Annotated in this window: 9 protein-coding genes and 3 tRNA genes; 2 read left to right on the plus strand and 10 right to left on the minus strand. The window is 65.9% G+C overall.

Going from position 1 to position 7,455, the window contains the following annotated elements; translation table 11 throughout:
• Nucleotides 1–91: 91 nt before the first annotated feature.
• From ACFTR6_RS21850 to ACFTR6_RS21895, 10 genes are all read right to left on the minus strand, one after another.
• Complete coding sequence (locus tag ACFTR6_RS21850) at nucleotides 92–703, minus strand: hypothetical protein (RefSeq protein ID WP_076799022.1); 612 nt, start codon at nucleotides 701–703, stop codon at nucleotides 92–94.
• Nucleotides 700–1,350, minus strand: coding sequence for a DUF6286 domain-containing protein (locus tag ACFTR6_RS21855; RefSeq protein WP_377959455.1), 651 nt, complete (start codon nucleotides 1,348–1,350; stop codon nucleotides 700–702). The genes ACFTR6_RS21850 and ACFTR6_RS21855 overlap by 4 nt, the downstream gene beginning before the upstream one ends.
• Nucleotides 1,347–1,748 carry a hypothetical protein gene (locus tag ACFTR6_RS21860; RefSeq protein ID WP_377959456.1) on the minus strand — a complete coding sequence of 134 codons (402 nt, stop codon included), beginning with the start codon at nucleotides 1,746–1,748 and terminating at the stop codon, nucleotides 1,347–1,349. Before ACFTR6_RS21860 ends, ACFTR6_RS21855 begins: the two co-directional genes overlap by 4 nt.
• A 14-nt stretch (nucleotides 1,749–1,762) precedes the next feature.
• Nucleotides 1,763–1,954, minus strand: a complete 192-nt coding sequence (locus ACFTR6_RS21865; RefSeq protein ID WP_003799126.1) for a DUF2273 domain-containing protein — start codon at nucleotides 1,952–1,954, stop codon at nucleotides 1,763–1,765.
• Nucleotides 1,951–2,409, minus strand: coding sequence for an Asp23/Gls24 family envelope stress response protein (locus ACFTR6_RS21870; RefSeq protein ID WP_377959457.1), 459 nt, complete (start codon nucleotides 2,407–2,409; stop codon nucleotides 1,951–1,953). Before ACFTR6_RS21870 ends, ACFTR6_RS21865 begins: the two co-directional genes overlap by 4 nt.
• Before the next feature lie 123 nt (nucleotides 2,410–2,532).
• Nucleotides 2,533–3,000 (minus strand): hypothetical protein, encoded by a 468-nt coding sequence (locus tag ACFTR6_RS21875; protein ID WP_377959458.1) that lies wholly within the window; start codon nucleotides 2,998–3,000, stop codon nucleotides 2,533–2,535.
• Between the two features lie 245 nt (nucleotides 3,001–3,245).
• The gene (locus ACFTR6_RS21880; RefSeq protein WP_377959459.1) at nucleotides 3,246–4,844 is read right to left on the minus strand and encodes a glycoside hydrolase family 68 protein; all 1,599 of its coding nucleotides are present in this window, start codon (nucleotides 4,842–4,844) and stop codon (nucleotides 3,246–3,248) included.
• Between the two features lie 547 nt (nucleotides 4,845–5,391).
• A tRNA-Phe gene (locus ACFTR6_RS21885) sits at nucleotides 5,392–5,467 on the minus strand.
• A 48-nt stretch (nucleotides 5,468–5,515) separates the two neighbouring features.
• Nucleotides 5,516–5,589: transfer RNA gene (locus tag ACFTR6_RS21890), tRNA-Asp, on the minus strand.
• A gap of 94 nt (nucleotides 5,590–5,683) precedes the next feature.
• Nucleotides 5,684–5,756: transfer RNA gene (locus ACFTR6_RS21895), tRNA-Glu, on the minus strand.
• A 241-nt stretch (nucleotides 5,757–5,997) separates the two neighbouring features.
• Between ACFTR6_RS21895 and ACFTR6_RS21900 the strand changes: the two genes are divergently transcribed.
• Together ACFTR6_RS21900 and ACFTR6_RS21905 are read left to right on the plus strand one after the other, a co-directional pair.
• Entirely contained in the window at nucleotides 5,998–6,930 is a 933-nt protein-coding gene (locus tag ACFTR6_RS21900; RefSeq protein WP_377959460.1) for a DMT family transporter, read from the plus strand.
• Between the two features lie 9 nt (nucleotides 6,931–6,939).
• Complete coding sequence (locus tag ACFTR6_RS21905; protein ID WP_377959461.1) at nucleotides 6,940–7,368, plus strand: metallopeptidase family protein; 429 nt, start codon at nucleotides 6,940–6,942, stop codon at nucleotides 7,366–7,368.
• The last annotated feature ends 87 nt before the right edge of the window (nucleotides 7,369–7,455 follow it).

Consider the following 7,455-nt stretch of genomic DNA (forward strand, 5'->3'; position numbering starts at 1 on the left):
GGCTCCATGCCTACAATCACCACCGAGCCCACACCGCCCTCAAAGGTCAGACACCGGTCAGCCGCGTCACCAACCTCTCAGGTCAATACAGCTAGCGGACCCGCTCAGCACGGCTGAAGCGGGTCCGCGCGCCTGCCGCGATGTGCACCAGGACCGGCGTCCGCTGGCCCACGACGGCACTCAGTGCGTCAACGAGGTCGGCCGCTTCGGCGGCGACAGCCTGCGGAGAAACACCGGGCCGCGGGTGCAGCCGGAGCTTCAGCGCCGGCTGGCCCTTGACGTCGTAGATTGCCACCGTGGCTCCGGCGAGGTCGGGACGGTCGGCCAGCGCGTTCTTCAGTGCCTGCTCGGCCACTCCCCCGCCGATCCGGATGTCGCCGGGAACCCCGCCGGGATCCTCCGCTGCCAGCAGGAGGTCGGTGCGGCCCTTGCCCTGCTGGGCGATCCAGGCAACCATGAGGCCGATCAGCAGCACCACGGCCAGGGCCAGCACGATCCACAGCCAGCTACCCTGCCGGCCGGGGAACTGCGTGCCTTCGAAGACCCCTGTCACGGTCTCCGAAACCCCTCTGGACCAGGAGTGCCACCACGCGGCGACAGCGGGGACGGCAGCCAGAAGCATCAGCAGCACGCCGATCACCAGGAGTTTGAAGCCCAGGATGCCGAGGAGGATCCGGTTGAGAAGCCTGGGTGTGCCGGTCATGCGCCCACCACCCCGGAGGTGGACAGGTTGACGGTCACCTGCGGCATGGGCGTGGGTCCCATCGCCTTCAGTTCGTCCTCCACTGCCTGCAGGATGGCATTTTCGCTGACCGGACTGCCGGAGGTGGGACGGACATTCACCACCACCTGTCGCTGGGAGACCACCACCATGACCTGTTCCTGCGTGACGTTGGCCGCGATGCGGGCGCTCCGGGCGAGTGCCGCGGCGATGACTTCATCATCAACAACCACGGCAATCCGCCGGTTATCCAGCAGGTGCCTGGCCCTCCGCCCGGGCAGGACCGCACTCAGGAAAAAGAACAGGCCTGCTGCCGCAATGACGGCACCGGCGGCACCGAGCAGCAGCGGCGGCACGCCCGCCGGGAGCGCCGTGATCCGTTCCGCAGCCGTCTGCGGATCGATGAGCCAGGGCGGCTGGCCGATGGCGCGCACGGCGAATTCCAGGAGCGCGTAAAGGCAGAGCGCGATCACCAGGGCTCCGGCGATGACCGCCGCGACGGCACGTGAGGAATGCGTCTCCCGGTGCAGGACGCGCCTCATGTCAATGGAGGCGGCGTGCGCTGCGGCGGAGCCGCCCTGTACCGGCTCCCCGCCGGCCTCGTGGTGCTGTTCGACGACTGAACTCACTGCACCCTGCCCCCTTCCGTGACGTGCGCCCCGCTGATGCGGATGTCCACCCTGCTCAACCTTGCACCGCTGAGCTCGGTGACCTTGGTGAGGATGTCCGTCCTGGCGTGCACGGTCCTCTCCCAGATGGAGCCGCCCAGGACCTGGATGCGTCCCGGGTCGCGGAGGACGGCGGAAAGGCTGGGGACCCTGATGGGGGCGACGAGCGACAGGGCCAGCAGTCCGGCGTCGTCCGCCCAGTCAGCCCGCACGTCATGGGCGTGGATGCCGAGGGCCTCGGCCGCGGCAGCTTTGGCCAGGCTGGTGAGCGCCTGCGTGCTGATCCTGTTGTGGCCGCTGTACTGGCGGCTGGGCGTGGGTAATTCGGCTGCCTGGCTCATGTCGGCTGCACCGTTCATGCGGGCTGCACCGTTCATGAGGACGAGCGCCGGCCGCTGATGGCATCAATGACGCTGCGCAGGTCCAGTTTCCCTTCTGCGGCGCGGCCCAGGAGCGCACCGATACCCATGAACAGCAAGGAAATCAGGAAGCCCCAGAGGCCGAACTGTAGTGACATGAACGCCACAAAGGCGCCGACTGCGATTCCAACCACCGTGGGGCTCACAGGACCGCCTCCCGCTCAGAGATCGCGGCGGGCGCACCGGTCGGCTTCACCGGCGGTGCGATGTAGACGTCGTTGATCTCGACGTTCACCTCGATGACCTGCAGGCCCACCAGTTTCTCGACCGCCGAATAAACGCTGGCCCGTACCTGGTTGGCCAGGGCATGCAGTGGGGTGCCGTAGACGGCCACGAGGGTTATGTCTACTGCCACCTGGGTCTCGCCGACCTCGGCGTGCACGCCGGCGGCATGATCGGAGCTGCCGACCGCGTCCCGAATGGCACCGAGCGCCCGTGAGGAGCCGGTGCCCAGGGAGTACACACCGGGCACGGCCCGGGCCGCGATCCCGGCAACTTTGGCCACGGCGGTCTCGGAGATGACGGTCCGCCCGCCGGCTGCGGCCGGCGTCAGGGCAGGGTCCGCGCGAACGGCGGCGGTTTGTGGATTCTGGTATTCCATCAGCACTCCCCTTCTGTTGAACACAACCCTATCCCTTAGGCCGGACAACGTCAGGGGCCTCGCCGCAGCCCGCACCCGGGGGCCGCGGCCGGGCCCGTTGCCCGGGACCCTGCGGCCCGCCAGCTAGTGGCAGTTCGCGGACAGCCAGCTGGTCACGGGGGCCATGGCGGCTTCGAACTGGCCGTTGGAATACACGCTCTGGTCGGTGAGGCCCGCCAGCGCCACATCCTTCAGCTGCGTGAAGTCCGCCTTCAGCGCTTCCGGCACCCGTTCCGCGGTCTCGGCCAGTTCCGCCTTCTTCTGCTCCAGTTCTGCCGTCTTGCCCTGTGCAGCGGAAAGCGGCAGCAGGGACGCGCCCGTGGCCTGGGTGGAGATGGCGTCGCACGCTTCGGCCGCCGAGGCGTAGCCGCCATACGGACCGGACGCCGCGCTGTCCGACGCCGTGGGGGCGGCGCTGCCGGCCGCCGTCGTCGTCGGTGAAGATGCCGACGGCGCACTGCCGGAGGCAGGCGCGGAGCAGGCGGTAAGTGCCGCTACGGCAAGAAGGGCGGTGGCGTACAGCGGGCGGGCAAGATGTTTCACAGTTTCCATTCCTGGAGTGGTTTCGCCGCCTTCGGCGGCCTGGCTGGGCAGCCGAAGAACGCCTGCCCCGTCCCCCGGCGTGCGAGTCTAGCCCGGCCGGCTGGCCTCTTTCCAAGTTGACAGGCCGGGTGCACTTTGCAGTCGGTTCAGGTTTTGGCCCCGTATATATGGAATGCAGACGCAGCAGAAGGCGCCCGGACCGGGGTCCGGGCGCCTTCCGTCATTGCTTCAGCCTGTTATTGCTTCAGCACGGTCTACTTGTAGAGGCCGTTGCCGCCAACGTGGACGTTGGTGGGCAGGTAACCGAACGGGCCGAGGCCGTTCTTGCCGAAGGTCCGGTCAACCTTGGTGACGCCGTCCCGGAAGTTGATCTTCACGGTGGGCGACAGGGAGCCGCCGCGGACGCCGTTCACGTTGTCGATGAAGGACTGGACCAGGCCGCCCGGCTGCACGTAGTGCGAGTAGGCCTGGAACTGGCGGCCGTTCTGCTGCTGGGAGATGGTTCCGCTCGGGTTGTTGGCCGGCAGGTTCAGGTCGGTCGGGGACCCGAGCGCCAGGCCCGAGTTGTTCACCGGAAGGTAGTCGGAGCGGACGCCGTCGCCGACGAAACCGTAGACGCCGTCCGGGCCGCGCATGCCGTCGGCATAGGTGAACTGGTGGCTGATCGTGTACAGGTAGTACTTGTTCTTGCCATCCTCGTTCTGGATGAAGATCTGCGGGCGCTCAGTCTGGTCGTTCACGCAGTTCGCGGACAGGATGGGCGGCAGGAACTTCCACTTGGTCAGGTCCTTGTTCTCGGCGACAGCCAGGCCCACGTTGCCGGTCTGGTAGTAGGCACCGGAGGAATTGACCTCGTTCAGGGACTCCGCGTTCGGGTCGCCCGGCCGGTAGCCCAGGTCTTCCTTCGTGCAGCGGTGCGAGCCGCGGTTGCCGGCAGTGTTGCCCTCGAAAACCATGAAGGTCTTGCCCGGATGCGCCGGATCAGCGAACGTGTACGGGTCGCGGAACGCGAAGCCCGGGTTCTGCTCCTTTGTCTGGTACATCTTGCCGTCCGGTTCGAGCAGCTTGGTGTGCTTGAAGCCGTCGAAGGTCACGCCATTCTTGTCGGCGTGGATGTTACCCAGCGCCTTTGCAATCGCGGCATCGGGGGCAATCCCGCCGCCGCCGGCGTTGCGCTCCGCCACATCATGGAAGGTGGTGGCCGTGTAGAACACGTTCACCTGGTTCCCCTGCATCAGGCGCGTGGAACCGGACCATTCGGTGTTGCCCACTGAGGCACCGTCCACGAACAGGTGTCCGCCGTAGTTCCACTTGTCCTTGGCCGGGTCAGCGTTGGTCTTGCGGTAGAAGAAGCCGATGCGGGCGTTCCAGTGGCGCTGGTCGAAGTTGTATCCGGCATGACGGTCCGCGACGAGGGAGAAGATGACATCCCAGCCCTTGTAGCTGATCTGGTTTGCATGTTCGTCCGTGAGGGACCAGGTGTCCCAGACCCAGACATCCTCGTTCATGGTCGGGAAGTCCTCAGGGATCTCCGGCATGGTGACGTCGGGGCTCATGGAGTTCTGGCCCTGCATTACGGTCGGGTCGCTCTGCGCCATGATCTGCTTGGCGTCCGCACGGGTCCATTTGGACGTGAAGTCCGACGCCGGGTCGTAGGCCTTCTGCGTGTGGGGCGTCGGCAGGGGGAAGCCCGGAGTCGGCGCCGGCAGCTGGCTGCTCGACGGCGGATCAGACGGCTCGTTAGCCTGCGCCGAGGGAACGGCGAGGAACGCCGTGGCGGCGACCGTGGCCGCCAGAGCTGCGGCGGCGGGTCGCCACCGCAGCATCCGGGGGGTGTTGGGGTGCTTGTGCATGTTGTGCTCTTCTCGCGGAGTTATTTCGTGGAAGACGGGCAGCTGCCCTTTCCCCCGCACTCCGGAGACCCCGCTGACACGGCAGGCGTCATCGAGGACGCCGTTGTGTCGAGGGAAAGGCGGGGTTTGGGTAGGACCCCGCATTGGGCGAGTGGAAATGTCATACATTTCGCGGCCCACACTCAACGCTAGACAACGTTGTCAGCCGAGTTCAACACGGTTTTGGGCAGAAGCCCCCGGGAGGTGCTCATCTGATGCAAGCGCTTACATCTCGTTTGCGCGCGCGTGCCTCAGTTCAGGTTTGGAATCAAATGGGCCTTCATCAACGCGTCATCAATGGCCTTGGTCACACGCTTCCGGCGGTGCTCTCCTTGGCCCAAAACAGGGCACTATGACACGGAACACGCCGGCGGCCGTCGGAATTTACGACGGCGCTACCCCCAAAGTGCGCCAGGACGGTTCGTCGGGGGCAGAGAAAGGCGGAACGGGGAAGAAAAGGAGGATACGAAAAAACCCCGCTGTTCCAAGTGGAACAGCGGGGTTTAGCTGGTGGCTCCGACCGGCGTCGATCCGGTGACCTTTCGATTTTCAGTCGAACGCTCTACCAACTGAGCTACAGAGCCTAGGTGACGTGTCACCATGACGGCCGGAATTTCTTCCGGCAATCAAAGCGACCCTGACGGGACTTGAACCCGCGACCTCCGCCGTGACAGGGCGGCGCGCTAACCAACTGCGCTACAGGGCCTTGCTATTTCTTGCTTTCCGGGGTATCTCTACCGCGTTTTTTCAAGGACTCCAGCCTACCAGACTTTTTTGCCTGCTTTGACCACTTCCTTGCGTACCCCCAACGGGATTCGAACCCGTGCCGCCGCCGTGAAAGGGCGGTGTCCTAGGCCGCTAGACGATGGGGGCTTGGACTCGATCTGGCTGAACAAGGGCAAAAATAAAGGGCCGAAGCCTTTCGTTCTTGTCCTTTCGTGTTCCTCCGAACCGGACGTCTAAAACTATAGAGCCTAGGCAGGGAATATCCAAAATCGGGGCTACGGCCACCCAAACGGCAGGCAAATGGAGGCCCGCCAGAATGGCAGTTTCCTGGCTAGACATGACCGATTTCCGCCAGCCATGGGACGGGCAGCGGAACTAGATTGGCACCATGGCATCTTCCGCCGGCACGAGCCCCCTGCAGCCCCACTCCGAACTGAACACGCACCAGCCCCGGGGGAGCGTGAGCCCGCTGGGGGTCGCCGCCGTCGTGGTGACCGTGGTCCTCTGGGCCTCAGCCTTCGTGGGCATCCGCGCCGTGGGCCCAAGCTTCTCCCCCGGAGCCCTGACGCTGGGGCGGCTGGCGATCGCCGCCGTCGTGCTGGGCGCGGTGGTGCTTCCCAAGCTGCGGGTGCTGCCACGGGGACGCGAGTGGTGGCCAATTCTCGCCTACGGCGTCATGTGGTTCGCCGGGTACAACGTGGCGCTCAACGCCGCGGAGCATTCGCTCGACGCCGGAACCAGCGCGCTGCTCATCAACGTGAACCCCATCCTGGTGGCCGTGATGGCAGGCATCATCCTCAAGGAGGGTTTCCCGCGCTGGCTGATCATCGGCAGCCTGGTGGCATTCGGCGGCGTCGCGGTCATCGCCTTGGGTTCGGGGACGCGTTCGACGGCGGACGTGGCAGGCGTGCTGCTTTGCCTCCTCGCTGCTGCACTCGCCGCCGTGAGCGTCATCATCCAGAAGCCCGTCCTGCGCAAGTTTCCGGCGGGGCAGGCCACGTGGTTCGGAATCATGGTGGGCCTGGCCTGCTGCCTTCCCTTCGCCGGTCAGCTGGGGCAGGAACTGCAGGCCGCCCCGCTGCCGGCCACCCTTGGCCTGGTCTACCTGGGCATCTTTCCCACTGCCATCGCCTTCACCACCTGGGCCTACGCCCTGTCATTGATTGATGCCGGCAAACTCGCCGCCACCACGTACCTCGTGCCTGGCACCACGGTGCTGATCTCATGGCTGGTGCTCAGCGAAATCCCCACCGTCTGGGGGCTCGTGGGCGGTGCCATCTGCCTTCTCGGCGTGGGCCTGACCCGGCGCAGATCCCGCTAAAGTTTTGGTATGCCCGCAAACCTGCCACCCGGCCTCCCGATCGTGCCGGAGGGAGACGGCGAACCTTCGGGTTTCGACATGTCCGAGGCCGACTTCGAAGCCGCCGTCAGCGACGCCCTGGAGCAGCTTCCGGCCGAGGTGGCGCGGGCCATGGACAACGTGGCGGTGTTCATCGACGACGACTACGTTCCGCAGCCCGGCGAGGACCCGGACACCGTACTCCTGGGACTGTACGAGGGCGTTCCGCTGACCGAGCGCGACTCATGGTGGGATGCGGGTTCCCTGCCCGACCGCATCACCATCTACCGCCAGCCGATCCTGGACATCTGCTCCTCGCACGAGGACGTGGTGGATGAGGTGGCGGTCACGGTGATCCACGAGATTGCCCACCACTTCGGAATCGACGACCAGCGGCTTCACGAACTCGGTTGGGACTAGCGGTCCAGCGTCGCTGTCGCGCCGTGGTGGGAGAAAGTATGCGGTTGCCTCGCCCCTGGCTCTGGCCGGGGATGAGGTTTCGGGCAG

Source organism: Arthrobacter sp. NPDC057009, from assembly GCF_042673905.1.
In the GTDB taxonomy this organism is placed as follows: domain Bacteria; phylum Actinomycetota; class Actinomycetes; order Actinomycetales; family Micrococcaceae; genus Arthrobacter.

Excerpts from the sequence above, each read along its gene's own strand:
- ACFTR6_RS21850 (WP_076799022.1), bottom strand. The coding sequence starts at position 703 with ATGACCGGCACACCCAGGCTTCTCAACCGGATCCTCCTCGGCATCCTG.
- ACFTR6_RS21860 (WP_377959456.1), bottom strand. The coding sequence starts at position 1,748 with ATGAACGGTGCAGCCGACATGAGCCAGGCAGCCGAATTACCCACGCCC.
- ACFTR6_RS21870 (WP_377959457.1), bottom strand. The coding sequence starts at position 2,409 with ATGGAATACCAGAATCCACAAACCGCCGCCGTTCGCGCGGACCCTGCC.
- ACFTR6_RS21875 (WP_377959458.1), bottom strand. The coding sequence starts at position 3,000 with ATGGAAACTGTGAAACATCTTGCCCGCCCGCTGTACGCCACCGCCCTT.
- ACFTR6_RS21880 (WP_377959459.1), bottom strand. The coding sequence starts at position 4,844 with ATGCACAAGCACCCCAACACCCCCCGGATGCTGCGGTGGCGACCCGCC.
- ACFTR6_RS21900 (WP_377959460.1), top strand. The coding sequence starts at position 5,998 with ATGGCATCTTCCGCCGGCACGAGCCCCCTGCAGCCCCACTCCGAACTG.
- ACFTR6_RS21905 (WP_377959461.1), top strand. The coding sequence starts at position 6,940 with ATGCCCGCAAACCTGCCACCCGGCCTCCCGATCGTGCCGGAGGGAGAC.